Source organism: Massilia forsythiae (genome assembly GCF_012849555.1).
In the GTDB taxonomy this organism is placed as follows: Bacteria; Pseudomonadota; Gammaproteobacteria; order Burkholderiales; family Burkholderiaceae_D; genus Telluria; species Telluria forsythiae.
The window spans coordinates 1,408,535-1,435,410 of record NZ_CP051685.1 but is presented as its reverse complement, the minus strand read 5'-3'; the positions used below and the strand labels follow the sequence as shown (position 1 = coordinate 1,435,410).

At 67.7% G+C, this 26,876-nt stretch carries 22 protein-coding genes and 1 tRNA gene; 16 read left to right on the top strand and 7 right to left on the bottom strand.

All coding sequences use genetic code 11. The features are described from left to right. Positions 1–8: 8 nt before the first annotated feature. Positions 9–2,378, bottom strand: coding sequence for a penicillin-binding protein 1A (locus tag HH212_RS06140; protein ID WP_169434619.1), 2,370 nt, complete (start codon positions 2,376–2,378; stop codon positions 9–11). A gap of 382 nt (positions 2,379–2,760) precedes the next feature. On the opposite strand from HH212_RS06140, the gene HH212_RS06135 reads away from it, so the two are divergent. The 8 genes from HH212_RS06135 to HH212_RS06100 all read left to right on the top strand — a co-directional run bounded on the left by HH212_RS06135 (position 2,761) and on the right by HH212_RS06100 (position 12,786). Then, positions 2,761–3,843 (top strand): pilus assembly protein PilM, encoded by a 1,083-nt coding sequence (locus HH212_RS06135; RefSeq protein ID WP_169434618.1) that lies wholly within the window; start codon positions 2,761–2,763, stop codon positions 3,841–3,843. Then, on the top strand, positions 3,843–4,478 hold the full coding sequence (locus HH212_RS06130) for a PilN domain-containing protein (RefSeq protein WP_169434617.1): 636 nt from the start codon (positions 3,843–3,845) through the stop codon (positions 4,476–4,478). Before HH212_RS06135 ends, HH212_RS06130 begins: the two co-directional genes overlap by 1 nt. Then, entirely contained in the window at positions 4,475–5,158 is a 684-nt protein-coding gene (locus HH212_RS06125; RefSeq protein ID WP_169434616.1) for a type IV pilus inner membrane component PilO, read from the top strand. Before HH212_RS06130 ends, HH212_RS06125 begins: the two co-directional genes overlap by 4 nt. After that, positions 5,155–5,697 carry a pilus assembly protein PilP gene (locus HH212_RS06120; protein WP_169434615.1) on the top strand — a complete coding sequence of 181 codons (543 nt, stop codon included), beginning with the start codon at positions 5,155–5,157 and terminating at the stop codon, positions 5,695–5,697. The genes HH212_RS06125 and HH212_RS06120 overlap by 4 nt, the downstream gene beginning before the upstream one ends. Next, positions 5,694–7,838 carry a type IV pilus secretin PilQ gene (locus tag HH212_RS06115; protein ID WP_169434614.1) on the top strand — a complete coding sequence of 715 codons (2,145 nt, stop codon included), beginning with the start codon at positions 5,694–5,696 and terminating at the stop codon, positions 7,836–7,838. The genes HH212_RS06120 and HH212_RS06115 overlap by 4 nt, the downstream gene beginning before the upstream one ends. Positions 7,839–7,972: 134 nt before the next feature. Beyond that, positions 7,973–9,871 (top strand): Ig-like domain-containing protein, encoded by a 1,899-nt coding sequence (locus tag HH212_RS06110; protein ID WP_169434613.1) that lies wholly within the window; start codon positions 7,973–7,975, stop codon positions 9,869–9,871. Between the two features lie 129 nt (positions 9,872–10,000). Next, on the top strand, positions 10,001–11,647 hold the full coding sequence (aroKB, locus tag HH212_RS06105) for a bifunctional shikimate kinase/3-dehydroquinate synthase AroKB (protein ID WP_229217721.1): 1,647 nt from the start codon (positions 10,001–10,003) through the stop codon (positions 11,645–11,647). Beyond that, entirely contained in the window at positions 11,647–12,786 is a 1,140-nt protein-coding gene (locus HH212_RS06100) for a deoxyguanosinetriphosphate triphosphohydrolase (protein WP_170205296.1), read from the top strand. The genes aroKB and HH212_RS06100 overlap by 1 nt, the downstream gene beginning before the upstream one ends. A gap of 97 nt (positions 12,787–12,883) precedes the next feature. Here HH212_RS06100 and HH212_RS06095 read toward each other — a convergent pair whose 3' ends face one another. The 5 genes from HH212_RS06095 to mutM all read right to left on the bottom strand — a co-directional run bounded on the left by HH212_RS06095 (position 12,884) and on the right by mutM (position 18,325). After that, positions 12,884–13,255, bottom strand: a complete 372-nt coding sequence (locus HH212_RS06095; protein ID WP_169434611.1) for a VOC family protein — start codon at positions 13,253–13,255, stop codon at positions 12,884–12,886. A 51-nt stretch (positions 13,256–13,306) separates the two neighbouring features. Beyond that, on the bottom strand, positions 13,307–14,008 hold the full coding sequence (locus HH212_RS06090; RefSeq protein ID WP_169434610.1) for a helix-turn-helix transcriptional regulator: 702 nt from the start codon (positions 14,006–14,008) through the stop codon (positions 13,307–13,309). A gap of 13 nt (positions 14,009–14,021) precedes the next feature. Next, positions 14,022–15,179, bottom strand: coding sequence for an A/G-specific adenine glycosylase (gene mutY, locus HH212_RS06085; RefSeq protein ID WP_169434609.1), 1,158 nt, complete (start codon positions 15,177–15,179; stop codon positions 14,022–14,024). 250 nt (positions 15,180–15,429) lie between these two features. Then, positions 15,430–17,433, bottom strand: coding sequence for a dynamin family protein (locus HH212_RS06080; protein WP_169434608.1), 2,004 nt, complete (start codon positions 17,431–17,433; stop codon positions 15,430–15,432). 58 nt (positions 17,434–17,491) lie between these two features. After that, entirely contained in the window at positions 17,492–18,325 is an 834-nt protein-coding gene (gene mutM / locus HH212_RS06075) for a bifunctional DNA-formamidopyrimidine glycosylase/DNA-(apurinic or apyrimidinic site) lyase (protein WP_169434607.1), read from the bottom strand. A 98-nt stretch (positions 18,326–18,423) separates the two neighbouring features. Here mutM and HH212_RS06070 point away from each other — a divergent pair, with 98 nt between their 5' ends. The 7 genes from HH212_RS06070 (at position 18,424) to pth (ending at position 24,757) form a co-directional block, all read left to right on the top strand. Further along, positions 18,424–20,253: a tetratricopeptide repeat protein gene (locus tag HH212_RS06070; RefSeq protein ID WP_169434606.1), complete on the top strand. Its 1,830-nt coding sequence runs from the start codon at positions 18,424–18,426 to the stop codon at positions 20,251–20,253. Between the two features lie 106 nt (positions 20,254–20,359). Continuing rightward, on the top strand, positions 20,360–20,995 hold the full coding sequence (locus HH212_RS06065; RefSeq protein ID WP_229217597.1) for an outer membrane lipoprotein LolB: 636 nt from the start codon (positions 20,360–20,362) through the stop codon (positions 20,993–20,995). A 7-nt stretch (positions 20,996–21,002) separates the two neighbouring features. Beyond that, positions 21,003–21,923: a 4-(cytidine 5'-diphospho)-2-C-methyl-D-erythritol kinase gene (ispE, locus tag HH212_RS06060; protein WP_169434605.1), complete on the top strand. Its 921-nt coding sequence runs from the start codon at positions 21,003–21,005 to the stop codon at positions 21,921–21,923. A 73-nt stretch (positions 21,924–21,996) separates the two neighbouring features. Next, a tRNA-Gln gene (locus HH212_RS06055) sits at positions 21,997–22,073 on the top strand. 158 nt (positions 22,074–22,231) lie between these two features. Next, positions 22,232–23,182, top strand: a complete 951-nt coding sequence (locus HH212_RS06050; RefSeq protein WP_169434604.1) for a ribose-phosphate pyrophosphokinase — start codon at positions 22,232–22,234, stop codon at positions 23,180–23,182. Between the two features lie 244 nt (positions 23,183–23,426). Further along, positions 23,427–24,026: a 50S ribosomal protein L25/general stress protein Ctc gene (locus HH212_RS06045; protein ID WP_169434603.1), complete on the top strand. Its 600-nt coding sequence runs from the start codon at positions 23,427–23,429 to the stop codon at positions 24,024–24,026. Between the two features lie 146 nt (positions 24,027–24,172). After that, positions 24,173–24,757, top strand: a complete 585-nt coding sequence (pth, locus tag HH212_RS06040) for an aminoacyl-tRNA hydrolase (protein ID WP_169434602.1) — start codon at positions 24,173–24,175, stop codon at positions 24,755–24,757. Positions 24,758–24,775: 18 nt separating this feature from the next. Here pth and HH212_RS06035 read toward each other — a convergent pair whose 3' ends face one another. Beyond that, positions 24,776–26,206 (bottom strand): HD domain-containing phosphohydrolase, encoded by a 1,431-nt coding sequence (locus HH212_RS06035; RefSeq protein ID WP_229217596.1) that lies wholly within the window; start codon positions 26,204–26,206, stop codon positions 24,776–24,778. 44 nt (positions 26,207–26,250) lie between these two features. On the opposite strand from HH212_RS06035, the gene HH212_RS06030 reads away from it, so the two are divergent. Continuing rightward, a complete protein-coding gene (locus HH212_RS06030; protein WP_169434600.1) occupies positions 26,251–26,838 on the top strand; it encodes a GNAT family N-acetyltransferase in 588 nt (195 codons plus the stop codon). Positions 26,839–26,876 lie beyond the last annotated feature (38 nt).

The following is a 26,876-nucleotide window of genomic DNA, read 5'->3' as shown; positions in this document are numbered from 1 at the left end:
CGGCCGCGTCAGAACAGGTCGTTGCGCACCGCGTCGCGCGTCTTTTGCTCGGCCGGCGGCGGCACGCCGACGTCGAGCGACTGCACCCCGGTGCCCGGCGGGTTCTCGGCATAGTAATACTCGTCGCCGAACTGCACCAGGCCCGCCGGCACCGGTCGCTCGACCACCGGCTCGTTCTTCAGCGCCTTTTGCATGAAGCCGATCCAGATCGGCAGCGCCAGGCCGCCGCCGGTTTCCTTGTTGCCCAGGTTGCGCGGCTGGTCGTAGCCGATCCAGGCGATGCCGACCAGGTGCGGCTGGTAGCCGGCGAACCAGGCGTCGAAGGAATCGTTGGTGGTGCCGGTCTTGCCGGACAGGTCGGGGCGCTTCAGGGTCTGAGCCGCCTTCACCGCGGTGCCGTAGCGCACCACGTCCTTGAGCATGCTGTCCATCAAAAAGGCGTTGCGCTCGTCGATCACGCGGTTGGCCTCGACGCCGGCGCGCTCGGGGCGCGCCTCGGACAGGATCTTGCCGTCGGCATCGGTCACCTTCGAGATCACGTACGGGCTGACGCGGTAGCCGCCGTTGGCGAACACCGAATAGGCGCCGGCCATCTGCAGCGGGTTGGTCGAGCCGGCGCCCAGCGCCAGCGTCAGGTAGGGCGGGTTGCGCTCGGAATCGAAGCCGAAGCGGGTCGCGTATTCCTGGCCGTAGCGCGCGCCGATCTTGTTGAGGATGCGGATCGAGATCATGTTCTTCGACTTGGTCAGGCCGCGCCGCATCGTCATCGGGCCTTCGTACTTGTTGTCGTAGTTCTTCGGCTCCCAGGCCTGGCCGCCGGTGGCGCCGGCGTCGAACGAGATCGGGGCGTCGTTGATCACGGTGGCCGGCGAAAAGCCGCGCTCCAGCGAGGCCGAATAGATGAACGGCTTGAACGAGGAGCCGGGCTGGCGCCAGGCCTGCGTCACGTGGTTGAACTTGTTGCGGTTGAAGTCGAAGCCGCCGATCAGCGCGCGGATCTTGCCGTCGCTAGGGTCGACCGCGACGAAGGCCGATTCGACTTCCGGCAGCTGGGTGATGCTCCACGAGGAGCCGCCGTCCTGACTGACGCGGATCACCGCGCCGCGCCGGATGCGCCGCGTTTCCGCCGCCTTGGGCGACAGCCAGCCCTGGGCGAACGACAGGCCGGAACCCGTGATGCGGATTTCCTCGCCCGAGGCCAGCACCGCCGTCACGGCGCTGGGCGCGGCCTGCAGCACGATGGCGGCCACGATGTCGTCCGAGTCCGGGTGTTCGGCCAGCTCGGCCTCGATGGCTTCGTCGGCTTCGCCCTTGGCCTTCGGGATCTCGATGTATTTTTCCGGGCCGCGGTAGGTATGGCGGCGTTCGTAGTCCATCACGCCGCGGCGCAGCGCCAGGTAGGCGGCGTCCTGGTCGGCCTTGGTAATGGTGGTGAACACGTTCAGGCCGCGCGTATAGGTGTCTTCCTTGAACTGCTCGTAGACCAGCTGGCGCGCCATCTCGGCCACGTACTCGGCATGTACGCCGAACGCGGTGCTGTCGGTCTTGATCTTGAGTTCCTCGTCCTTGGCCTGGGCGTACTGGGCGTCGGTGATGTAGCCGAGCGAATGCATGCGCTGCAGGATGTACTGCTGGCGCTGGCGCGCGCGCTTCGGGTTGACCACCGGGTTGTAGGCCGAGGGCGCCTTGGGCAGGCCGGCCAGCATGGCCGCTTCCGCCACGCTGATGTCGCGCAGGTCCTTGCCGAAGTAGATCTGGGCCGCCGACGAGAAGCCGAAGGCGCGCTGGCCCAGGTAGATCTGGTTCATGTAGACCTCGAGGATCTGGTCCTTGGTGAGGTTCTTCTCGATCTTCCAGGCCAGCAGCGCTTCGTAGGCCTTGCGCTTGAGGGTCTGCTCGCTCGACAGGAAGAAGTTGCGCGCCACCTGCTGGGTGATGGTGGAGGCGCCCTGGCGCGCGCCGCCGCCGGCGTTGTGCACGGCCGCGCGCAGGATGCCCCAGTAGTCGACGCCGCCGTGCTCGTAGAAACGGTCGTCCTCGATCGACAGCACCGCCTTCTTCATGACGTCCGGGATGTCCTTGAAGTGCACCAGCGTGCGCCGTTCCTCGCCGAATTCGCCGATCAGCACGTTGTCCGCGGTGAAGATCCGCAGCGGCATCTTGGGGCGGTAATCGGTGAGCGTGTCCAGCGCCGGCAGGTTCGGATAGGCCATCGCCAGCGCGAACACCACCACCAGCACGCCGCACGCCCCCAGGCCGACCAGGCCGGCGAGCAGGGTCAGGAGGATGCGTTGCGGCGTGTGCTGAGGACGTTGTTTGCGGTTGCGCGGTTCGGGCGGCGGCGCGGACGCGGACGCCCCGGGTCGGGAAGATTTCATTCGTGATAATCGCTTTATGGATCAGCCGATTATATGTCACACCCAGTGTGGATTCACATGCATGACACCTGCACAACAGGTGTGGAAAGAGCGGCAAGACAGTTGTGGCACAGAGTGAAACTGTGTCGTTTTCCCGCTTCGTTTACTGATGTTCCCGTATAGAAATTTCTTGTCTGTAGTCATCACTATTGCTACGATCCAACGTATTGCCTTAACCCAATTCACCCGGACCGTTGTTTGATAACGGTTTTTCAACTTCCCCTCGCGGGCCTTCAATCGTGAACCCGGACCACCGAGTGTACGGCAGCGTGGCCGCGCGGTGTTCGATGTTTTCCAGAGCCGTTCCGCAGGGAACGCGGCAGCAGCAACCAGGAGTGCGCTCGTGATCAGTCTAGGTTCCTTGTTCGGACAGTCCAGCCCGCCGTTGATCGGGGTCGACATCAGCACGTCCGGCGTCCGCCTGGTGGAACTGGCCGACGCCGGCAAGGGCGTGCTGCGCCTGGAGCGCTATGCGGCCGAGCCGCTGCCGCGCGGCGCCGTGGTCGACGGCAATATCGAGAACATCGAGGCGGTATCGGATGCGCTGCTGCGCGTGTGGAAGAAAAGCGGCAGCAAGATCCGGCAGGTCGCGCTCGGCATGCCGCCGGCGGCCGTCATCACCAAGAAGATCATCCTGCCGGCCGGCCTGCAGGAAGACCAGCTCGAAGTGCAGGTCGAGTCCGAGGCCAGCCAGTACATCCCGTTCGCGCTGGACGAGGTCAGCCTGGACTTCGACGTGATCGGCCCGGCCGCCAACTCGCTCGACGACATGGAAGTGATGCTGGCGGCGGCGCGCCGCGAAAAGGTCGAGGACCGCGTCGCCATCGCCGAAGCGGCCGGCTTGACGGCCACCGTGATGGACATCGAATCGTACGCGGCGCGCGCCGCCATGCACCGCGCCACCGAGGGCGCGGACGCCAAGGCCGGCGCCGGGCAGCGCATCGTGGCGCTGTTCCAGATCGGCGCGCAGTCGACCCACATCTCGGTGCTGCAGGACGGCGACACCGTCTACGAGCGCGAGCAGCCGTTCGGCGGCGTCCAGCTGACCCAGGACATCGTGCGCGCCTACGGCATGTCCTTCGAGGAAGCCGAAGCGCGCAAGAAGGCGCACGACCTGCCCGACAGCTACGGCGCCGAGGTGCTGGCGCCGTTCCTGGAAAACGCCGCGCTGGAAGTCACGCGCGCGATCCAGTTCTTCTATACCTCGACCCCGTACACCCGCATCGACCAGCTCTACCTGGCCGGCGGCTGCGCCGCCTTGCCCGGCCTGCTCGACATCATCGCCGGCCGCACCCGCATCGCCAGCGCGCTGGTGTCGCCGTTCGCCGGCATGCAGATGGGGCCGGCCGTGCGCGAACAGCAGCTGCGCACCGAGGCGCCCGGCTACCTGGTCGCCTGCGGCCTGGCGCTGCGGAGGTTCGGCTGATGATCCGGATTAACCTGCTTCCCCACCGGGAAGCCAAGCGCAAGCAGAAGCGCACCGCCTTCGTGGCGCTGATGGCGCTGGGCGCGCTGGCCGGCGCCGCGCTGGTGCTGATGATCGGCGGCTACAACGCCAGCCGCATCGCGATCCAGAACGAGCGCAACCTGGTGCTGCGCAACGCGAATGCCGAACTCGACAAGAAGATCGCCAAGATCGCCACCCTGAAGTCCGAGATCGAGGCGCTCAAGGCGCGCCAGCAGGCGGTCGAGGACCTGCAGGGCGACCGCAACCAGCCGGTCTACCTGCTCGATGAACTGGTGCGCCAGACCCCGGAAGGCGTGTACCTGAAAGGTTTTAAACAGGAAGGGCAGAAGGTGCTGCTGAACGGCTATGCCCAGTCGCAGGAGCGGGTGGCGGAACTGCTGCGCAACCTGTCCGGCAATTCGCCGTGGCTGGAGCGCCCCGACCTGACCGAGGTGCGCGCGGTGCCGCTGGCGCAGAGCAAGACCGGCCGCAAGGTCGTGGAATTCACCCTGGGCGTGGCGATCAAGCGCGCCCGCGAGAAGGACGAGAACGGCAAGCCGGGCGCCGCGGCGGCGGACGGCGCCAAGGTGGCCGCGGCGGGAGCGCATCCATGAACATCGACCTGAAACAGTGGGGCGCCGACCTGGCGGTCCAGTTCGAGGGCTTGCAGGGACGCCATCCGGGCCTGTGGCCGCTGGCGCCGCGCCTGCTGTGCGCGGCCGGCGTGATGGCGGCGGTGCTCGGCCTCGGCTATTTCTTTTACTGGAGCGGCCAGTTCGAGGAGCAGGAAACCCTGGCGCAGCAAGAAGTCAAGCTGCGCGAGGACTACAAGGGCAAGATGGCGCAGGCGATCAACCTGGACGCGCTGGAAGCCCAGCAGCAGCAGGTCAACCGCTACGTCGAGCGCCTGGAAAAGCAGTTGCCCAGCAAGGCCGAGATGGCCGCGCTGCTGTCCGACATCAACCAGGCCGGCCTCGGGCGCGGCCTGCAGTTCGAGCTGTTCAAGCCGGGCCAGGTGGTGGTCAAGGATTACTATGCCGAGCTGCCGATCGACATCAAGGTCAGCGGCAGCTACCACGACATCGGCGAGTTCGCCGCCGACATGGCGAAGATGCCGCGCATCGTCACCCTGAACAATCTGTCGCTCACCACCGGCAAGGATGGCGGCCTGTCGCTGGACGCGGTCGCCAAGACCTTCCGCTACCTCGACCAGGACGAACTGGACGCCCAGTCCAAGGCGCGCAAGGCGGCCAAGAAGAAGGGTGCCGCCGGCGCCAACGGAGGCCAGGCATGATGCGCGCGCATACCATGGGCGCGGCCGCACTGGCCGCGCTGCTGCTGGTCGGCTGCGGCGACAGTGACGTGCAGGAAGTGCGCGAATGGATGACGCAGGTCCAGCGCGACACCCATCCCAAGGTCAAGCCGCTGCCCGAGCCGAAGGATTTCATCCCTTACGCCTACGGCGCCAAGGAAGCGGTCGATCCGTTCAGCCAGAACAAGCTGCTGGGCGAACTGGCCAAGGCGGCCGCCGCCTCGACCAACCCCAACCAGCCGGACACGCGCCGCCCGCGCGAACTGCTGGAGACCTTCCCGCTCGACACCATGCGCATGGTCGGCACCATGCAGAAGGGCGGCGCCGGCTATGCGCTGGTGCAGATCGACCGCGCGCTGTACCAGGTGCGCGCCGGCCAGAGGATCGGCCAGAACTTCGGCGTCGTCACCCGCGTGACGGACGATGCCGTGAACATCCGTGAAGTGGTGCAGGACGCCGCCGGCGAGTGGACCGAGCGCATGGCGAAGCTGGAGCTGCAGAGCAAGGAGACAGGACAATGACCCGATTCGGACCGACGGCGTGCGCGCTGTTGCTGGCGCTGGGCGCCGCAGGCAATGCCCTGGCACTGGAAAATGCGATCGAATCGATCCGCGCCAACCAGCAGGGCGGCAACGTCGTCATCAACGTGGCGATGAAGGAAGCACCGAAGGCGCTGCCGATCGGCTTTGCGATCACCAATCCGTCGCGCATCGCGCTCGACTTCGGCGCCACCGGCAACGCCACCGGCAGGAACGCCGAGGACATCAACCTGGGCGACGTGCGCGGCGTGAACGTGGTGCAGGCCGGCGAGCGCACGCGCCTGGTGCTGAACCTCAAGCGGCCGCTGAACTACAGCGCCGCGATCGACGGCAAGTCGGTGGTCGTCACCGTGGAAGGCAGCGGCGCCGCCGCGGGTGCGCCCGCCGTCAAGGCTGCGCCAGACTTCACCGGCGCGCCGGCCGCGCCGGCGCTGCTGCGCGACCTCGACTTCCGCCGCGGCAGCAACGGGGAAGGACGCATCGTGGTCGGCCTGCCCAACAACCAGGTGGCGGTCGACGTGCGCCAGGCCGGCAACCGGATCCTGGTCGACTTCCTCAAGAGTGGCGTGCCGGCCACGCTGCGCCGGCGCCTGGACGTGACCGACTTCGGCACCCCGGTGTCGCGCATCACCACCACGTCCCAGGGCGACACGGTGCGCATGGCGATCGACACGCAAGGCAACTGGGAGCAGAGCGTCTACCAGAGCGACACCCAGCTGGTCATCGACGTCAAGCCGGTCAAGGAAGACCCGAACCGCCCGGGCGGCGGCGGCGGCCAGGGCTACCGCGGCGAAAAGCTGTCGTTCAACTTCCAGAACGTCGAGGTGCGCGCGGCGCTGCAGGCGATCGCCGACATCTCGAGCCTGAACATCATCACCAGCGATTCCGTCAGCGGCAACCTGACGCTGCGCCTGAAGGACGTGCCGTGGGACCAGGCGCTCGACGTGGTGCTGCAGGCCAAGGGCCTGGACATGCGCAAGAACGGCAGCGTGCTGTGGATCGCGCCGCGCGAGGAATTGCTGACCAAGGAAAAGCTGGAGCTGGAACAGAAGGCGCAGATCGCCGACCTGGAACCGCTGCGCTCCGAGATCTTCCAGCTGAACTACCAGAAGGCGGAGGCATTCCGCACCGTGTTCGGCCTGGACCAGAACGGCGCCGCGACCGGCGACGGCAGCCGCAACCGCGTGCTGTCCAAGCGCGGCAGCGCCATCATCGATCCGCGCACCAACCAGCTGTTCGTGACCGACATCGCGGCGCGCCTGGAAGACATCCGCAAGCTGATCACCAAGGTCGACATCGCCACCAAGCAGGTGCTGGTGGAGGCGCGCCTGGTCGAGGCCAACGACGGCTTTTCGCGCAACCTCGGCGCCAAGCTGGGCTTCGCCGACCTGCGCACCCTGCGCGGCGGCGACAGCGGCTACGCCATCAACGGCAACCAGCGCGTGGCGGTGGGCGGCAACCTGACCGGCATCGGCCAGGTGACCGGCCAGACGCCGGACAACGGCGACGGCTATACCAACAGCACGCTGGTCAACCTGCCGGCCGCCGCCATCAACGGTTCCAACCCGAGCAGCATCGCCTTTTCCCTGTTCTCGTCGGCGGCCAACCGCTTCCTGAACCTGGAACTGTCGGCGCTGGAAGCGGACGGCAAGGGCAAGATCATTTCCAGCCCGCGCGTGGTCACCGAGGACAACGTCCCGGCCGTGATCGAGCAGGGCGTCGAGCTGCCGTACCAGCAGGCCACCAGCAGCGGCGCGACGTCCATCACCTTCAAGAAGGCCAACCTGCGCCTGGAAGTCACGCCGCAGGTGACCCCGGACGGCAACGTGGTGCTGGACGTCGACGTGGCCAAGGATTCGAAGGGAGAAAGCACCACCGCCGGCTTCGCCATCAACACCCAGCACGTGAAGACCAAGGTGATGGTGGAAAACGGCGGCACCGTGGTGCTGGGCGGTATCTACCAACAGAGCGAGACCAACAACGCGACCCAGGTGCCGGTGCTGGGCAGCATCCCGGTGGTCGGCAACCTGTTCAAGACCACCTCGCGCGCCAACAGCAAGACCGAGCTGCTGGTGTTCATCACGCCGAAGATCGTGGCCGAGCGGGTGCAGGGCGCGCACTGAACGATGGATGTGCCGGCGCCCGGCCAGGGCGGCGGTTTCAAGAATAACCAACAACAAGTAATGAGATGAAAAACGTCAACCAACAGTCCACGCGCCGTCGCGGCGCCCGCGTTACCGTACAAGTCACTGCGCTCATGGCAGCGCTGCTGCTGAGCGCCTGCGGCGGCGGCGGCGGCAATCCCGGCAGCGTGACCGGCAGCAGCGGCAGCGGCTCCAGCGGCACCGGCACCGCCGTGACCGCGGCCCCGACCGTCAGCGTGGCCTTCACCAATGCCGGCGGCAGCGCCAGCAACGCGCTCACCGGCCCCACCCCGCTGACGGTCAAGGCGACCGTGCTGGACAAGGACAAGAAACCGGTGCCGAACGCGATCGTCACCTTCGCCACCGACGCCACGTTGGCCACCTTCACGCCCAGCGCCGGCACCGCGCTGACCGACGCCAGCGGCGTGGCCAGCGTCACCCTGCGCGCCGCCAGCCTGGGCGCCGGCGGCGCCGGCACTGTCACCGCCAGCAGCAGCGTGGCCGGCAGCGCCGTCACCGGCACCGGCAACTATTCGGTCGGCGCCACCACGCTGTCGTTCGGCACGCTGTCGGCATCCCCGGCCAGCCTGCAGGCCTACGGCTCCACCGTGCTGTCGGTGGACGTGCTGGCCGGTTCCGCCAAGTACACCGACCAGCAGGTCAACGTCAACTTCAGCTCGGCCTGCGTCACCGCGGGCAAGGCCACGCTGTCGGCCGTGGTGGCCACCAACAACGGCACCGCCCAGACCGTCTACCGCGACAAGGGCTGCGCCAACAACGACACCATCACGGTCTCGGCCGACGGCGTGTCGAAGGCCGCCACCGCCGCCCTGACCATCGCGCCGCCGAGCGCCGCCTCGGTGCAGTTCGTGAGCGCCACCCCGACCAACCAGTCGATCGTGATCAAGGGCCAGGGCGGCAACGGCCGCACCGAAACCGCGACCCTGAGCTTCAAGGTGGTCGACATCTTCGGCAACGCCCTGGCCGGCAAGGCGGTCAACTTCAGCACCGCCTCGCCGTACGTCACCATCAACAAGGCCAGCGACACCACCGACGCCACCGGCAGCGTGGTCACCACCGTCAATTCGGGCAGCACGCCGACCTCGTTCCGCGTGCAGGCGACCCTGCCGGGCACCGCCACGGGCGGCGGCGCCGACATCTCGACCCTGTCCGACTCGATCGTCGTCACCACCGGCCTGCCGGTACAGCGCTCGTTCTCGCTGAGCACGGGTTCCTTCAACGTCGAGGGCTGGAGCATCGACAGCAGCCCGACCGTGCCGGCCACCCGCCTGCAGGTGCTGCTGGCCGACGCCTTCGGCAACCCGGTGCCGGACGGCACCCCGGTGGTGTTCCAGACCAACATGGGCTCGGTCGGTTCGGCCGACAAGGGCGGCTGCAACACCGTCAACGGCGGTTGCTCGGTCGACTTCCGCGCGCAGAATCCGCGCCTGCCGGCGGCCAACACGCCGGTCACGCCGTGCAACACCGGATCGGGTTCCAGCCCGGACAGCACGCGCCGCGGCCTGGCCACCATCTGCGCCAGCTCGACCGACGGCACCAACACCGTGTTCGCCAAGACCGGCATCTTCTTCAGCGACGGCCACCTCACCTATCTGTACCTGGACGGCACCGCCACCGCATTCAGCGGCGGCATCGACCTCGGCTCGATCAATGGCCTGTCGACCAAGAACTTCACGCTGCGCTTCGAGGACTTGAACAACAACCCGATGCCGGCCGGCACCAAGGTCGAGGTCACGAACGTGGTCAACGGCAATGCCGGCGCCGTATTCCCGGCCACCGTCCCGAGCGTGGCGCCGCACACCGCCAGCGGTGTCGACGACGTGAGCGGCGCCAACCTGGCCGCGTCGCAGGGCTATACCCACACGTTCAGCATTTCGAGCGGCAATACCACGACCTGCGTGGCCAAGTCGACCACGTTCAACGTGAATGTCACTTCGCCAAGCGGGATTGGAATCAGTATTCCGTTTAAACTGTCGTTCATCTGCCCGTAAATAACGAGCCAGCCCCGCGCGGGGCGACCGAATGACACGCGGCGGCCAGGTTATCCTGGCCGTCCGCATTTTGAGCGACGGAAAACAGTGCCTGAATGCAAGAATAACAATATTTTCCTGGTCGGCCTGATGGGCGCCGGCAAGACCACCATCGGCCGCCTGCTGGCGCGGCGGCTGGGGATGACGTTCGTCGACTCCGACCATGAAATCGAAGCGCGCACCGGCGCCACGATCCCGTGGATCTTCGAGATCGAGGGCGAGGCCAGCTTCCGCCGGCGCGAGGCCGACGTCATCCGCGAACTGACGGCGCGCCAGGGCATCGTGCTGGCCACCGGCGGCGGCGCCGTGCTCGACCCGGGCAGCCGCGCGCTGCTGGCCGGCCGCGGCACCGTGGTCTACCTGCGCGCCAGCGTGCACAGCATCCTGCTGCGCACCGCGCACGACCGCAACCGGCCACTGCTGCAGACCGCCGACCCGCGCAAGAAGCTGGAAGACCTGACCGCGCAGCGCGAGCCGCTGTACCGCGAGATCGCCGACCTGGTCATCGACACCGGCCGCCCTAACGTACAATCGATGGTGCAAACCATCCTGGACCAGATCGAGGCGCTGCACGCGGCGCACGCACGCAAGGCAAGAATCACCATGAACGAACACGCATCCATTTCCCTCGACGTCGACCTGGGCGAGCGCAGCTACCCGATCGTGATCGGCCGCGGCCTGCTCGACGACGATGTACTGCTGGCGCGCCACATCGGCGGCGGCAATGCCAAGGTGGCGATCGTCACCAACACCACCGTGGCCCCGCTGTACCTGGACAAGGTGGCGGCGCCGCTGCGCGCGGCCGGACGCGAGGTGGTGGAGATCGTCCTGCCCGACGGCGAGGCGTATAAAAACTGGGAAAGCCTGAACCTGGTGTTCGACGCACTGCTGGCGCATAAATGCGACCGCAAGACCACGCTGGTCGCGCTGGGCGGCGGCGTGATCGGCGACCTGACCGGCTACGCCGCCGCCAGCTACATGCGCGGCGTACCCTTCGTGCAGATCCCGACCACGCTGCTGGCGCAGGTCGATTCCTCGGTGGGCGGCAAGACCGGCATCAACCACCCGCTCGGCAAGAACATGATCGGCGCCTTTTATCAACCGCGCGCCGTGATCGCCGATACCGCCACGCTGGACACGCTGCCGGCGCGCGAACTGTCGGCCGGCCTGGCCGAGGTGATCAAGCACGGCGCCATCCTCGACGCCGGCTTCTTCGACTGGATCGAGCACAACATCGGCAAGCTGGTAGCGCGCGACCACGCCGCGCTGGCGCACGCGATCGCGCGCTCGTGCGAGATCAAGGCCGACGTGGTGCGCCGCGACGAACGCGAGGGCGGCCTGCGCGCCGTGCTCAACTTCGGCCACACCTTCGGCCACGCGATCGAGGCCGGCATGGGATATGGTGTCTGGCTGCATGGCGAGGCGGTCGGCTGCGGCATGGTGATGGCGGCCGATTTGTCGCGCCGCCTCGGCCTGGTCGACGACGCCGCCGTCGAGCGCATCCGCACGCTGGTGCAGGCGGCCGGACTGCCGGTCGTGGCGCCCGACCTGGGCGCGGCGCGCTGGATCGAGCTGATGGAAGTCGACAAGAAGAACGAGGGCGGGGCGATCAAGTTCATCCTGCTCAAACCGCTGGGCAGCCCGAGCATCGCCGGCGCGCCGCGCGACCTGCTGGAAGCGACGCTGGCGGCGACGGTCGGGCCGGCCGCGGGCGCCGTGCCGGGAGCGGCGGCGTGATGATCGACTTCGACGCCCACCTGGCGCCGTACGCGGCGCACTCGTCGAGGAGCCGCGGGCGCCGCTTCGCGGAAGCCGCGGCCGGCACGAGAAGCGAATTCCAGCGCGACCGCGACCGCATCGTCCACTCGACCGCATTCCGCCGCCTGGAATACAAGACGCAGGTGTTCCTCAACCACGAGGGCGACCTGTTCCGCACCCGCCTGACGCACTCGATCGAGGTGGCGCAGATCGCGCGCACGCTGGCGCGCAGCCTGCGCCTGAACGAAGACCTGGTCGAGTCCACCGCGCTGGCGCACGACCTCGGCCACACGCCCTTCGGCCACGTCGGCCAGGACGTGCTCAACGAATGCATGCAGGACTACGGCGGCTTCGAGCACAACCTGCAGAGCCTGCGCGTGGTCGACCACCTGGAAGAGCATTACGGCGCCTTCGACGGCCTGAACCTGACTTTCGAGACACGCGAAGGCATCCTGAAGCACTGTTCGCTGGCGAATGCGCGCCAGCTGGGCGAGCTCGGCCAGCGCTTCATCGACAGGACGCGCCCCAGCCTCGAAGCGCAACTAACCAACCTGGCCGACGAAATCGCCTACAACAACCACGACATCGACGACGGCCTGCGCTCCGGATTCCTCACCATGCAGCAGATGGAAGAGGTCGACCTGTTCGCGCGCCTGCGCCGCCAGGTGGTGCGCGAGTATCCCGGCCTGCCGGGCCGGCGCGAAGTGTACGAGGTGATCCGCCTGATGATCACGGCGATGACGGCCGACCTGGTCGAGACCTCGGCCGCGCTGATCGCCGCGGCCGCGCCGCAATCGATCGACGACGTGCGCGCCGGCCCGCCCCTGATCCGCTTCTCGCAGGCCATGCGCGACGAAACCACGGCCCTCAAGCGCTTCCTGCACGCCAACCTGTACCGCCACTTCAAGGTCAACCGCATGCGTGTGAAGGCCAGCCGCGTGATCCGCGAACTGTTCGACGCCTTCCTGCAGGAAGCGGCGCTGCTGCCGCCCGACTACCAGGTGGCCTCCGCCGACCCGGTCAAGCAAGCGCGCAAGATCGCCGACTACATCGCCGGCATGACCGACCGCTACGCCATCAAGGAACACCGGCGCATCTACTCCCTCGACGAACTTTGATCTCCCTCAAACCGGGGTCAGAGCCCGGTTTTTGGCAAGATCCGAAATGCAATTCGAATTCGGGGTCAGAGCACAATTTGTGCTCTGACCCCGAATTTCATTCGTTGCGGGCAAAGGCACGCAGGCGGTGGCCGTCCGGATCGGCCGCCAGGAAGGTGTAGCCGAAATCCACCTGCTGCGGCGCCTGCAGGATGGCCAGGCCGCGTGCGCGCCAGGCGTCGTGCAGGGCATCGACGGCGCCGGTGTCCGCCACGCGGAACGCGAGTTCGCTGGTGCTGGCGGCATCCTGCGCGACGGGCGGCTGGACGGCGGCGCGCGTCCACAGGCCCAGCATCTTGCCGCCCTCGAGCGCGAACAGCACGAAGGTGGGAGAGGCGTCGACCGGCTGCGCATCCAGCAGCTCGGCGTACAGGGGCGCGCTGGCCTGGGGATCGGCGACGTACAAAATGGAATAGCTCGGGTGCGGCATGACAGGCTCCTTCGGTGGTTGAGAATGGAACCAGTCTAGGCGGCGCCACTGTCAGCTTCCGTCAGCAGCCTGCTCGGGAATGCCCTGGCTGGCATGCCAGTCGCGCAGCATGGCGTGGCGGTCGCCCGGATAGCGCTCGCCGCTCACCTGCAGGTCGCCGATGCGGTCGAGCCGGAAATGGCGGTAATCCTGGCGCAGTTCGCACCAGGCGACCAGCATGCGCACGCGTTCCATGAAGCCGAGCGCGAGCGGCCACACCGTGCGCCGCGAGGTTTCGCCGTCGCCCGCGCAATAGGCAAAGTCGAGCTTGACCCCGGCGCGGATGGCGGCGCGGATCGGCGCCATGTCCGCCTCGGGGACCGGGTCACGGGCGCCGGCCACCAGCAGGGCGGTGGTGTCGAGCGTGCGCCGCGCCGCCGGCGGCAGCACCGCCGCGATCTTGGCGACGGCCTCGCGCGCCGCCGCGGCGATCTGGGCGTCGCCATGCCTGGCCACCCAGCGCCCGCCCAGCACCAGCGCTTCGATCTCGTCCTGCGTGAACATCAGCGGCGGCAGCAGGAAGCCGGGCTGCAGCACGTAGCCGAGCCCGGGCTCGCCCTCGATGCGGGCGCCTTGCTCGCGCAGGGTGGCGATGTCGCGGTACAGGGTGCGCAGGCTGACGCCGAGTTCCGCCGCCAGCTGCTCGCCCTTGACCGCGAGACGGCGCCGCCGCAGGGCTTGGAGCAGGGCGAGCAGGCGCTGCGCGCGCGTCATGGCGGGCCGGCCGTCAGTCGAACAGGCCGGGCCGCGCCAACTGGCCCAGCAGTTTCTTGATCGGCGCCGGCAAGGGCGCGGCGTCGATCTCGGCCAGGCTCCACCACAGGCAGCGCGGCGGCGTGGCGGCGCGCGCGCGCAGGGCGACGCGGTAGGGGTGGATGTGCAGGCGGTAGTGGGTAAAGCCGTGCTGCAGCGGCAGCAGGGTCTCGATCTCGTCGACCTGGCCGAAGCGCGCCGCGCCGCGCAGGGCGTCGTCGGCGTCGGGACCGCCGTCTTCCTCGTCGAAGGCCACGTGCCCGCCGACTTCCGGCAGCGACAGCAAGCCGCCCCAGATGCCGTTGTCGGGGCGCTGCTCCAGCAACACCTGGCCGCCGTCCACCACCACCAGCATCTGCGCATGCTTTTCGGGCGTCGCCTTTTTCGGCTTGCGCACCGGCAGTTCGGCGGTGCGGCCGGTAGCATAGGCCACGCAGCGGTCCTGCAGCGGGCAGCGCCCGCACTCCGGACGCGAACGCGTGCACAGGGTCGCGCCCAGGTCCATCAAGCCCTGCGTGTACGCGCCGATGCCGTCCCCGCCGGGCGGCAGCAGGGCGTCGGCGCGGCGCCACAGCGCATCCTCGACCGGTTTGATGCCCGGATACTGGTCGATGCCGAACACGCGCGCGAACACGCGCTTGACGTTGCCGTCCATGATGGCGGCGCGCACGCCGGCGGAAAAGGCGGCGATCGCGGCGGCGGTGGAACGGCCGATGCCGGGCAGGTCGGCCAGCAGCGCCGGATCGCTCGGGAACACGCCGCCGTACTCGGCCACCACGCGCCTGGCGCAGGCGTGCAGATTGCGCGCGCGGGTGTAGTAGCCCAGGCCGCTCCAGTGCGGCATCACGTCTTCCTGCGGCGCCGCGGCCAGGTCCTGCACCGTCGGAAAACGTTCCAGGAAGCGCGCGTAGTAGCCGAGCACGGCGGCGACCTGCGTCTGCTGCAGCATGATCTCGGACAGCCAGATGCGGTAGGCGTCGTGCGTGTTCTGCCAGGGCAGGGCGTGGCGGCCGTGGCTGCGCTGCCAGTCGATCACGGCGCGCGAGAAGCCGGGGTCTGCCAGGTCGTCGTGCACGTGCGGCGGGCTGGCACGGTGAGGGGAGCCGATGTCGGATTCGTTGAATCGCTTCATGTCGTGTAAATCAAATCTCTCGAGTCATCCGTCGTCCCCGCGCAGGGTAAAGAATGCCACTGGCATTCTTTACCCCATACTGAGCAACAAGGGACGATGCAACAGAAGTAAGGTAAACGCGTCGAGCATGGCGACTTCGGACGCTTCGTATGGGTTCCCGCCTGCGCGGGAACGACGGCCTTGCTGCTATCAAAATTTAGCCGGATAGCGATACGCAGGCATCGTGCCAAATGGGTACACCGAGTGGCTTCTACAAGGCAGCCAGCGCGTGTTCAGGCGCGGGCGCGGACACGCCGGCGGCCGCCGCGTCCGCAGCCGGTCCCAGTTCCGCCGCCAGCGCCCGCGCCAGCGCATCCCCGGCCGCATCCAGGCCCGCCTGGACGTCTTCCAGCGCGTGCCGCGCGGTCCCGAATGCGGCGATCTTCTGCTCCAGGCTCTCGGTAGCGTCGTGGATGCGCCCGATCGACGCCTGCCGGTGGCGCAGCTGCTCGCGGTGCTGGCGGATCTGCGTCTCCAGCGGCGCCATGATCACCTTCAGCCAGGCCTCGACGTCGGCGTTGGCTGCTTGAAAACTGTGTTTGACGCGCGAGGCGATCGAATCGACGAAGCGCTCCAGCAGGGCGCCGCGGCTGCTCATCAACAGCGTCGCCGCGCCGAACTGCTTGACGTAGATCGCCTCGATGGCGTCGATCTCGGCACGGTAGCGCGCCAGCGACAGCGCCATCGGCACCGCCAGCGCCAGCCCGTGCTCGGCGGAGAACTTGCGGTACATGCTGTCCATCATGGCGCCGATTTCGCCGATCTTGGCGCCGGAGGCGTCCAGGTCTGCGCGCACCGCATCGAAAAAGGCGCGCACCGGCGCGCGCGTGCCGGTGGCGAAGCGCGCCGCCCGCATGGCCGCGCGCACCGCATCGATGCGGGCCTGCGCCACGTCCATGCCGACCGTGCTGTACAGCTCCGTGGAGAGGGTGGTGAACACCGCGCGCGTGCCCTGCAGCTTGAACAGGCTGGCGTCGAATTCCTTCTTTTCCAGTTCGACGCGGCGCATCATGTGGGCGATCACGCCCTGGTTCTTGCCGCGCAGGCTTTCCAGTTCCTGCGCCTGCTCGACCAGGTCGCGCAGGCGCGTGCCCAGGAGCGCCTGACGCGCCGCCGCCAGCGCCTCGGCATCCTGCTGCAGGCCGGCGCGCAGGATGGCGCGCCGCGCCGGCACCAGGCCGTCGAACAGCGCCGATTCCAGCTGGCCGATGCGGCTCTTCTCGAACAGCGCCATGTCGCCGTTGATCTTGCCGACCAGGCCCTTCTGGGCCGACACCGGGAATACCTGGCGTTCGCCCACGCCGAGCAGCTGCGCCACCACCGCCTGCTGGCGCGCGATGGCGGCATCGTTGGCTTGCTCGCTCTGCAGCTCGTCCCACATGGCGTCGATCTTGTTGAGCACCACGATGCGGCTCGCATCGTTTTCCGACGCCGCGCCGATGTGCTTGCGCCAGACCTCGATGTCGCTCTTGGTGACGCCGGTCTCGGCCGCCAGGATGAACAGCACCGCATGCGCGTTGGGGATCAGGTTCAGCGTCAGCTCCGGCTCGGTGCCGATGGCGTTCAGGCCGGGCGTGTCCAGGATCACCAGGCCTTGCTTCAGCAGCGGATGCGGGAAATTGATCAGCGCGTGGCGCCATTGCGGGATCTCGACCAGGCCCTCGGCATCCACGCTCGCGGCCAGGTCGGGATCGTCGGCGTCGAACAGGCCGTAGCGGTAGGCTTCGTCCTGGGGTACGCGGCGGGTCAGGCTGACCTGGCGGAAGGTGTCGTGCATGCGCTCGGGCGAATCCAGGTCGAGCGGCAGTACGGTCCAGGCGCCGGCATCCTCGCGGTAGTCGCCGGTGTTGCGGTAGTCCCCGGTCGGCAGGCGCTCGGCGCGGGTGGCGATCGGCAGCAGGCGGATGCAGGGCGGCAGCGCCGCATCCCAGCCCAGCTCGGTCGGGCACATGGTGGTGCGGCCGGGGCTGGACGGCACGATGCGCTGGCCGTAGTCGGCGAAGAAGATCGCATTGATCAGCTCGGATTTGCCGCGCGAGAACTCGGCGACGAAGGCGACCGACAAACGGTCGTCGCGCACCCGCGCCAGCGCGCGAGACAAGCGCTGTTCGGCGGCGCCGTCCAGCAGGTCGGCGGCTTGCGCCGCGGCGCGGTAGTGCTCGAGCGCCCGGACGACGCCGGCGCGCCAGGCGCTGTAGTGTTGTAGCTCTTGCATGGTCGCTTGGCGCGCGAGGCGCTCGATGTCTTTTCTCTCTCCTCGCCGCCGCGCCGCCTTATTTTTGGCAGGTCGCGCAATAAAACGTGGAGCGCTGGCCCTGCTTGATCTGGCGGACCGGCGCCCCACAGTTGCGGCAAGGCACTCCCGCACGATCATAGACGAAATACGTATCCTGGAAATACCCCGATTGACCATTTACTGCAATAAAGTCACGCAGCGTGCTGCCGCCCAACACGATGGCGTCGGCCAGGATGACGCGGATGGCCTCGGCCAGCTTGTCGTAGCGCGCGCGGCCGATGCGCCCGGCCGGGGTCTTCGGGTTGATGCCGGCGCGGAACAGGCTTTCGCAGGCGTAGATGTTGCCGACGCCGACCACGATGTCGCCGCTCAGCAGCACCTGCTTGATCGGCGCGTTGCGGTTGCGCGTGGCCTCATACAGCAGCGCTCCGTCGAAACCGTCTTCCAGCGGTTCCACGCCCAGGCCGCGCAGCAGCGCGTGCTGGGCCAGTTCGCCGTCGTCGTGGCCGTGCCACAGCACGGCGCCGAAGCGGCGCGGGTCGTGCAGGCGCAATACCTGCCGTCCCTCCGGGCCGTTGACCACCAGGTCGAAGTGGTCGTGAGTTTTCAGGGGCGTGCCTTCGGGCAGCACGCGCAGGTGGCCGGACATGCCCAGGTGGACCACCAGCACGCCGTGCTCGAAATGGATCAGCAGGTACTTGCCGCGCCGGCCGGTGGACAGGATCTGCCGCCCCACCAGCAGTTCGCGCAGGTTGGGCGGAAACGGCCAGCGCAAGCCTTCGCGACGCAATACGACGTCTTCGACGATACGCTGTTCCAGGTGCGGCGCGACGCCGCGCCGGGTGACTTCGACTTCCGGGAGTTCAGGCATGGATAGAATGGGGAACGATGTAAATTCGTGTTGCAGCGGCGCACGCGCACCAGGCGAAGGGCGTAGAATCGGACAACCTAATTGACGTGGGATTTGCCTTGAAAAACGCTTTCGCCATTGTAACTCTCTCCGCATTGATGTCGGCGTGCGCCGTGGCGCCCGGCCAGAAGCCGGCTTCGGACGGCTTCAACCAGCCGCTCGCCGCCGACGGCCGGCAGGGCGCCGCCGGTACGCCGGCCGGCGCAGGCCAGGCTGGCGCAGCGGCGCAGAACGGCGCGTCCGACGCCGCCCAGCCGGACGAGAAACTGCCGAACGTGAACATGACCAGCGCCATGATGTACCAGCTCATGAAGGCCGAGATGGCTTTCAAGAACGGCGACTGGCAAGGGCCGTATCTCACCCTGTTGAGCCTGGCCCAGCAGACCAAGGACCCGCGCCTGGCCAAGCGCGCCACCGAGATGGCGCTGTCGGCCAAGCAGCCCGACGACGCGCTGGCCGCGGTGCGCCTGTGGCGCCAGCTGGCGCCGGCGTCCGACGAGGCCAACCAGTACTATCTGGGGCTGGTGATCCTGTCCGACAACCTCCCGGAAGCGGAAAAAGTGCTGTCCCAGCGCCTGGCCGAGGCCACCCCGGCGGCGCGCGGGCTGGTGATGTTCCAGATGCAGCAGTTGCTGCTGCGCGCGCGCGACAAGGAAGCGGCTGGGGCCGCCATCGCCCGCCTGGTGGCGCCCTACGGCAACATGATGGAAAGCCACGTGGTGCTGGCCCAGGCAGCGCTGGCGCGCGGCGCCAAGGCGCAGGCGCAGCAGGAAGCCCAGGCCGCGCTGCGCATCAAGCCGGATTCCGAGATCGCCGTGCTGACCCTGGCCCAGGTGAGCGAGGACGATGCGCGCGCCACCGTCATCCTGCGCGACTTCCTGGCGGCGCACGCGGACGCGCGCGAAGTGCGCGCGGCGTACGCGCGCCTGCTGGTCAACAACAAGCAGTTCGAGGCCGCGCGCCAGGAATTCCTGGTGCTGGACAAGGCCCAGCCGGACAATCCGACCACCCTGTACGCGCTCGGCATCCTGGCGATGCAGATGAACCAGCCGCGCGACGCCGAGCGCTATTTCACGCGCTTCGTCGACGTGATGGACAAGAGCCCGGAAGACGAACGCGATCCGGCCAAGGCATTGCTGATCCTGTCGCAGCTGGCCGAGGAGCGCGGCGACGTGCCGGCCGCGATCGCCTGGCTCGACCGCCTGGACAGCGAAGACCCGAAGATCCAGCTGAGCGTGGCGCTGCGGCGCGCCCAGCTGACCGCCAAGGGCGGCGACGTTCCCGGCGCGCGCAAGCAGCTGGCCGGCATCAAGACCGAGGACAAGGGCGAGCAGGCGCAGATCGTGCTGGTCGAGGCGCAGCTGCTGCGCGATGCCGGCAAGCCGCAGGAAGCGTTCCAGCTGATGGAACAGGGCACCAGGCGCTTCCCGGAAAACACCGACTTCCTGTACGACTACGCCTTGATGGCGGAAAAGCTGGGCAAGGTCGACGTGATGGAAAAGACGCTGCGCCAGGTGATCGCCAAGGCGCCCGACAACCAGCATGCCTACAACGCCCTCGGCTATTCGCTGGCCGAGCGCGGCGTGCGCCTGCAGGAAGCCTATGGCCTGATCGACAAGGCCATGAAAATGGCGCCGGGCGACCCGTTCATCATGGACAGCATGGGCTGGGTGCAGTACCGCCTCGGTAACCTGAGCGCGGCCGAAGCGCAGCTGCGCCAGGCCTACACGCTGCGCAGCGACCCGGAAATCGCCGTGCACCTGGGAGAAGTGCTGTGGAAGAAGGGCGACCAGGGCGAGGCGCGCAAGCTGTGGAAGGAAGCGCAGGCCAAGGACCCGAACAACGATGCCTTGAAAACCACGCTGACGCGCCTGGGCGCCAGCCTGTAACGGGATCGATCGCCCCGGCGGCGCGGGCAACGCGCCGCCGCCCGGCCGCCGCTGCGGCTAAGATCACGCCTTGATTCCACTTTATCGTTACGACGACCGTTTGCCGATGCCGATCCGTATTCTTCTTCCTCGTTCGCGCCGTGTCCTCCCCGCCCTGGCCGTGGCCGCCATGCTGGGCATGACGCTGGCCGGCTGCGCCACCGGCACGGCGCGCCTGTCGAATCCGGCCGCCGTGGCCGGCGCCTACCGCGACACCATCGACCTGGGCGGCCGCATCACCGTGACTTACCAGAAGGATGGCCAGCCACAACGCATCATCGGCAATTTCACCTGGGCGCAGCGCCCCGGCAACATCGATGTCGCGCTGATGTCGCAACTCGGCCAGACGCTCGCCCGGATCAACGTGACGCCGCAAACGGCCACCCTGACGCAATCCGGCCGCGAACCGCGCGTGGCCAAGGACATCGATGGCCTGACGCGGCAGGCGCTCGGCTGGTCGCTGCCGGTGGCCGGCCTGAGCGACTGGCTGCAGGGTTACGCCACCGATGCCGGCGGCAAGCGTTTTACCGCCTCGCCGGCCAACAATACCGTGTTCACCAGCGACGGCTGGAACCTGCGCTTCGTCGAATGGCAGGACGGCGCCAGGGGATCGGGGGGGCCATGCCGCGCATCGTCAGTGCCGACCGCAGCGCCACCGTCACGAGCGACGAGCTGGCGATACGCATCGTCATCGATCCGGTGAATTGAGCATGGGCGCCCCGATCGATCCGCAGGCGCGCGCGCGCCTGCACCATTGCCCGGCACCGGCCAAATTGAACCTGTTCCTGCACGTGACCGGCCGCCGTGCGGACGGCTACCACCTGCTGCAGTCGGTGTTCCAGCTGATCGACCACGGCGACACCCTGCACTTCGACCTGCGCGGCGACGGCCGCATCGTGCGCACCAGCGACGTACCCGGGGTGCCGGCCGAGTCGGACCTGATCGTGCGCGCGCTGCACGCGCTGCGTGGTGAATACGAACGCCGCCACGGCCGCCCGCCGCCCGGCATCGACGTCGCCATCGACAAGCGTCTGCCGATGGGCGGCGGCCTGGGCGGCGGCTCGTCCGACGCGGCCACCGCCTTGATGGCGGCCAACCACCTGTGGCAGGCCGGGTTGAGCGATGCCGAACTGATGGTGCTGGGCTTGCCGCTCGGCGCCGACATCCCGTTCTTCCTGTTCGGCCGGACCGCATTCGCCGAAGGGGTAGGGGAGGCGCTGCGCGCCGTGGATGGGCCGGATTGCTGGTATGTCGTGGTGGAGCCGGGGGTGTCGGTGCCCACCGCCGCAATTTTTACCGCGCCGGATTTGACAAGAAACACGAAACCCATCACAATATCGGACTTTTCCAGAACACAGGATGAGCAAGATACTCTGAGCGGGTTCGGAAAGAATGATTTGCAGGACGTGGCGACCCGCCTGTTCCCGCCGGTAGCCGAGGCGGTCGAATGGTTGAGTGGCTATGGAGCGGCCAGGATGACTGGTTCCGGAGCGTGTGTGTTTTGCGCGTTTTCCAGTGAGCAAGAAGCCGAGCGGGTACGGAAGCAGGTGCCGGCGCGGTGGAAAGCGTGGAAAGCCAAGGCGCTGAACCAACATCCGATGAAATCGCTCTTGCAAATCAACGAGTTGTAGAATAAAATTTTGCCTGTTGCAGCGTTAGACGATATAATGATCGAATGCAGCAACAAGCTGTCAGTTTCAGTGTAGGGGAATCGCCAAGCTGGTTAAGGCACCGGATTTTGATTCCGGCATACCAAGGTTCGAATCCTTGTTCCCCTGCCAAAGTTTCTTTTACCGACCTGTCGACCTTGAGCGCGGTCAGGTAAAAATAAAATGGCGCCGCTCTTGCGGCCCATTTTTTTTGTGGTATAGCGTTAATCAGCATCGCGCGATTGGCGTCTTTTCAAAGTTCTTTCAACGCACACACTTCTGGGACTCCCATGGCTTACGAAAACCTGATGGTTTTTACCGGCAATGCCAATCCGGCGCTAGCAGAAGGGGTCGCAAAAAGCCTCGGTATTCCCCTCGGTAAAGCCGTGGTGTCGAAGTTCTCCGACGGCGAAGTCATGGTCGAAATCAACGAGAACGTCCGCGGCAAGGATGTCTTCGTGCTGCAATCGACCTGCGCTCCCACCAACGACAGCCTCATGGAAATCATGCTGATGGTCGACGCTCTCAAGCGCGCATCGGCGGGCCGCATCACCGCGGCGATTCCGTACTTCGGTTATGCCCGCCAGGACCGCCGCCCGCGTTCGGCGCGCGTGGCGATCTCGGCCAAGGTGGTGGCCAACATGCTGGAAGAGGCCGGCGTCGAGCGCGTCCTGATCATGGACCTGCACGCCGACCAGATCCAGGGCTTCTTCGATATTCCGGTCGATAACATCTACGCATCGCCGCTGCTGCTGGGCGACCTGCAGAAGCGCAACTACGACGACCTGCTGGTCGTGTCGCCGGACGTCGGCGGCGTGGTGCGCGCCCGTGCGCTGGCCAAGCGCCTCGGCTGCGACCTGGCGATCATCGACAAGCGCCGCCCGAAGGCGAACGTGTCGGAAGTCATGAACATCATCGGCGAGGTCGAAGGCCGCAACTGCGTGATCATGGACGACATGGTCGACACCGCCGGCACGCTGACCAAGGCCGCCGAAGTGCTGAAGGAACGCGGCGCCAAGAAGGTGGTGGCGTACTGCACGCACCCGGTCCTGTCCGGCCCGGCGATCGACCGCATCACCAATTCGCCGCTGGACGAGCTGGTCGTGACCGACACCATTCCGCTGAGCGCGGCCGGCCAGGCCTGCGGCAAGATCCGCCAGGTGTCGTGCGCGCCGCTGCTGGCGGAGACCTTCAAGCGCATCGTCAAGGGCGACTCGGTCATTTCGCTGTTCGTCGACTAAGTAAGCCGGCAAGTTACCCCGTCGTCCCCGCGCAGGCGGGGACCCATGCTGAGCTGAACGAAACCGCCAACGCCGGCAACCACGCAGCGTCAGCTTGGGTCCCCGCCTTCGCGGGGACGACGGCTAGAGAATTCTCGAGCGCATATGCGCTCATCCACGGAAGCCCCTGGTCGCGGGGGCGTCCACAACCGGGTTACCGGGCCGGCACGAACCGGCATTCGGACCCATACCACTGGAGTTTCACATGAAAGTAGTCGCATTTACCCGCGAACAGCAGGGGACCGGAGCGAGCCGCCGCCTGCGTAAAGCCGGCCAGACCCCGGGCATCATCTACGGTGGCGCCGCTGCCCCGCAACTGATCGCCGTCGACGGCAACGCCATCTGGCACGCACTGAAGAAAGAAGCCTTCCACGGCGCCGTGCTGGACCTGGAAATCGACGGTCAAGCCCAGCAAGTCCTGCTGCGCGACTTCCAGATGCACGCATACAAGCAACTGGTCCTGCACATCGACTTCCAGCGCGTCGACGCATCGCAGCCGGTTCACACCAAGGTGGCCCTGCACTTCGTCAACGCCGAGACCTCGCCGGCCGTCAAGCTGAGCGGCGCCGTCGTGTCGCACGTGCTGAACGAACTGGAAGTGTCCTGCCTGCCGGGCCAACTGCCGGAATTCATCAACGTCGACCTGAGCAACCTGGAAGCCGGCGGCTCGATCCACGTGAACGACCTGTCCCTGCCGGAAGGCGTGACCGCGCTGACCCACGGCCAGAACCTGACCGTCGCTACCGCCGCCATCCCGGCCGGCGTGGTGTCGGCCGATGCAGCCGACACCCCGGCTGCCGAGTAATCGACCTGCATGACGCCGCCGCCTCGCGCGGTGGCGATGCCGGCGACAAGAAAAACCCGCCCGACGCGCGTCCGGCGGGTTTTTTGGCATCTGGCGCCGGCGGTTTTCCGCGATAATCGGGTTTTATACGCAGATCAAACCCATTCATGCACATCCGCCTGATCGTCGGCCTCGGCAACCCCGGCCCGGAATACGAACAAACCCGCCACAACGCCGGCTTCTGGCTGGTCGACAACCTCGCCCATTCTTTGCCCGGCTGCCACCTGCAACGCGAGTCGCGCTTCAACGCCATGGTCGCCAAGACCTCGATTGCCGGCAAGGACGTGTGGCTGCTGGAACCGCTGACCTTCATGAACCGTTCCGGCCAGTCGGTGGGCGCGCTGGCGCGCTTCTTCAAGGTGGCGCCGGAAGAAATCCTGGTGGTGCACGACGAACTCGACCTGCCGCCCGGCGCGGCCAAGCTCAAGCGCGGCGGTTCTTCCGGTGGACACAACGGGCTGAAGGACATCACGTCAAGCCTCGGCACCCAGGATTACTGGCGCCTGCGCCTGGGCATCGGCCACCCGCGCACCCTGAACCTGCAGCAGAACGTGGCCGACTTCGTGCTGCACCGCCCGCGCCGCGAAGAGCAGTCGCTGATCGAGGAAGCCATCGACAAGGCGCTGCGCATCGTCCCGATGGTTTGCGAAGGCAAGATGAACGCGGCCACGACGCAGCTGCATACCGATTGACGCGGCCGCCGCACCCGATCAAATCAACCCGCGCGCCAAGGCCTTGAGCGTCATCGCCGGACGCGATCTCGATCGCAGTTTCTCGAAGATGGTCTCGACGTGGCTGTGCACGCTGGCCGGACTGATGCGCATGGCGCGCGCCGCTTCGCGGCTGGTTTCGCCCAGGCTGATGTGGCGCAGCACTTCGATCTCGCGCTCGGACAGCAGCGCATCGCGTACCGGCGCCGGGCTGCGCGCCGCCTGCGCCGCCGCGATCACCGCCGCCACCGCATGGCGGTCGAAGCGTCCGGCGGCCGCCTGCGCCGTCAGCAGGGTCGCCGCCGCCGCCTCGCCATGCGCCGCGCGCCACGGCCGCGGCGCGCGCAGCGCAGTCCAGGCGGCTGCCGTGGCCAGCAAGCGCTCCTGCATGCCGAGGCGATCCGCGCGCAGCTTGCGGTAGTAGCCGCTGCCGTCCAGGCGTTCGTAGACCAGCGAGCCGAGCGCGGCGTCGGCGCCGATCGCCGGCAGCTGGGCGCCGGCGCGCGCGGTCCAGAACGGCACCTGGCGCACCTTCAGCCAGTCGGCCGGCGCCAGCTTGCCGGGCCGCGTCCACACCGGGTTCGGCACCGTCACCCGGCCGATGCCGTGCAGCAGCGCGGCGCGCACCAGCGGCCGCTCCTCGAGCGCCAGCATCCCGGCCAATCCCGCGCTGCGGCGCGCCAGCGCGGCCACGCGGCGCGAGTAGCCGGCCAGCCAGGGCAGCTTCAGTTCGATCACGTCGGCCACGATGCTCAGTGCGACCAGGCGGTCGTGGCCGGAATAGTCGGCGGCGCAGGTCGGCTCGCCGAGTTCGTCCAGCCAGGCCTGCGCATGCGGCGCCAGGCGCTGTACCAGCGATACCGGATACTTGACGCCGGCGCGCTCGCCGATCAGGCGCAGGGCGCCGCCGGTGCCGTGTGCGGGCGCCAGCATTTCCAGGTCGCCGGCCAGGCGCACGTAGAACACCGAGCGCGGGATGTTCGGCGCGAACAGCACGTCCTGCATGTCGCCGCGGCGGGCGCCGCCGAACAGGTGGCGCAGGCTTTCCTCGACCGCGGGCGGCAGCTGCAGCGATACCGCGATGTCGCCCGCCACCTCGCACTGCGTGTGCGCCAGCGGCAGCACGTTCGGCAAGGTCAGGTTGGGATTGCCGGGCAGGGCGCGCGTGACCATCGCCAGGCGCCCGGCGACGTCGTCGCCCAGCAGGTTGGCGAAGCCGCTCGCCGTGGCGGTGCTGCCCGACCAGCGCAGCAGCGCCACCAGGCGCGTGGCGCTGCAGGCATCCACCGCATCGCCGTTTTCCTGCGCCAGGCGCGCGGCCAGGCGCGCCGTGCGGATCGAGTGATCCGGCGGCAAGCCCATGCTGAGGTCGCCGACCAGGGCCAGCACCTGCACGGCATCTTCGACGGTGATGGTTTCTTCGCCTTGCATGGGCATAATGTAGCGGGCAATGCACGCATGGACAAGGAGCACGCATGAAGGATGAGTTGCAGGACGATATGAACGATGGCGCGGCCAGCGCGCGGCAGGCCAGGGCGGGCGGCGCGGGAAAGCGGCTGCGGCCTGCCGGGCTGCGCATCCGGCCCTACCGCAGGGACGACCGCAAGGCGGTGCTGGCCGCCTTCCGCAGCAACGTGCCGGACCATTTTCCGGCGTCGGAAGAAGCCTGGCTGCGTTCCTGCCTGGACGAGCCGGACGGACCGCTGTTCGTGGTGGTGGACGGTAGAGAGGTGGTCGCCTTCGGCGGCTACGAGCTGTCCGATTTCTACAATCTCGGCACGCTGGTGTTCGGCCTGGTGCGCGCCGACCGCCACGGCACCGGCGTCGGCCGCATGCTGCTGGAATTCCGCCTGCTGCACATGGCGGCCAGCCGCCAGCGTCCGCGCTACGTGACCGTCGACACGCACCCGCACACCGCCGGCTTTTTCGCGCGCTGCGGCTTCGTCGAGATCGCGCGCTGGCCGGGCGGCTACCGTTCGGGGCGCGACCGGGTCGATCTGCGCTTCGACTTGAGCGACGAGGCGGTGGCTGGATTACAAGTGCGGCGCGGGGCATCGGTGTAATTGCCGCTTCTGCGATGCATCCTATGGCTCGTCGTCCC

Excerpts from the sequence above, each read along its gene's own strand:
- HH212_RS06140 (WP_169434619.1), bottom strand. The coding sequence starts at position 2,378 with ATGAAATCTTCCCGACCCGGGGCGTCCGCGTCCGCGCCGCCGCCCGAA.
- HH212_RS06130 (WP_169434617.1), top strand. The coding sequence starts at position 3,843 with ATGATCCGGATTAACCTGCTTCCCCACCGGGAAGCCAAGCGCAAGCAG.
- HH212_RS06125 (WP_169434616.1), top strand. The coding sequence starts at position 4,475 with ATGAACATCGACCTGAAACAGTGGGGCGCCGACCTGGCGGTCCAGTTC.
- HH212_RS06120 (WP_169434615.1), top strand. The coding sequence starts at position 5,155 with ATGATGCGCGCGCATACCATGGGCGCGGCCGCACTGGCCGCGCTGCTG.
- HH212_RS06115 (WP_169434614.1), top strand. The coding sequence starts at position 5,694 with ATGACCCGATTCGGACCGACGGCGTGCGCGCTGTTGCTGGCGCTGGGC.
- HH212_RS06110 (WP_169434613.1), top strand. The coding sequence starts at position 7,973 with ATGGCAGCGCTGCTGCTGAGCGCCTGCGGCGGCGGCGGCGGCAATCCC.
- aroKB (WP_229217721.1), top strand. The coding sequence starts at position 10,001 with ATGGGCGCCGGCAAGACCACCATCGGCCGCCTGCTGGCGCGGCGGCTG.
- HH212_RS06100 (WP_170205296.1), top strand. The coding sequence starts at position 11,647 with ATGATCGACTTCGACGCCCACCTGGCGCCGTACGCGGCGCACTCGTCG.
- HH212_RS06095 (WP_169434611.1), bottom strand. The coding sequence starts at position 13,255 with ATGCCGCACCCGAGCTATTCCATTTTGTACGTCGCCGATCCCCAGGCC.
- HH212_RS06090 (WP_169434610.1), bottom strand. The coding sequence starts at position 14,008 with ATGACGCGCGCGCAGCGCCTGCTCGCCCTGCTCCAAGCCCTGCGGCGG.
- mutY (WP_169434609.1), bottom strand. The coding sequence starts at position 15,179 with ATGAAGCGATTCAACGAATCCGACATCGGCTCCCCTCACCGTGCCAGC.
- HH212_RS06080 (WP_169434608.1), bottom strand. The coding sequence starts at position 17,433 with ATGCAAGAGCTACAACACTACAGCGCCTGGCGCGCCGGCGTCGTCCGG.
- mutM (WP_169434607.1), bottom strand. The coding sequence starts at position 18,325 with ATGCCTGAACTCCCGGAAGTCGAAGTCACCCGGCGCGGCGTCGCGCCG.
- HH212_RS06065 (WP_229217597.1), top strand. The coding sequence starts at position 20,360 with ATGCCGATCCGTATTCTTCTTCCTCGTTCGCGCCGTGTCCTCCCCGCC.
- ispE (WP_169434605.1), top strand. The coding sequence starts at position 21,003 with ATGGGCGCCCCGATCGATCCGCAGGCGCGCGCGCGCCTGCACCATTGC.
- HH212_RS06050 (WP_169434604.1), top strand. The coding sequence starts at position 22,232 with ATGGCTTACGAAAACCTGATGGTTTTTACCGGCAATGCCAATCCGGCG.
- HH212_RS06045 (WP_169434603.1), top strand. The coding sequence starts at position 23,427 with ATGAAAGTAGTCGCATTTACCCGCGAACAGCAGGGGACCGGAGCGAGC.
- pth (WP_169434602.1), top strand. The coding sequence starts at position 24,173 with ATGCACATCCGCCTGATCGTCGGCCTCGGCAACCCCGGCCCGGAATAC.
- HH212_RS06035 (WP_229217596.1), bottom strand. The coding sequence starts at position 26,206 with ATGCAAGGCGAAGAAACCATCACCGTCGAAGATGCCGTGCAGGTGCTG.
- HH212_RS06030 (WP_169434600.1), top strand. The coding sequence starts at position 26,251 with ATGAAGGATGAGTTGCAGGACGATATGAACGATGGCGCGGCCAGCGCG.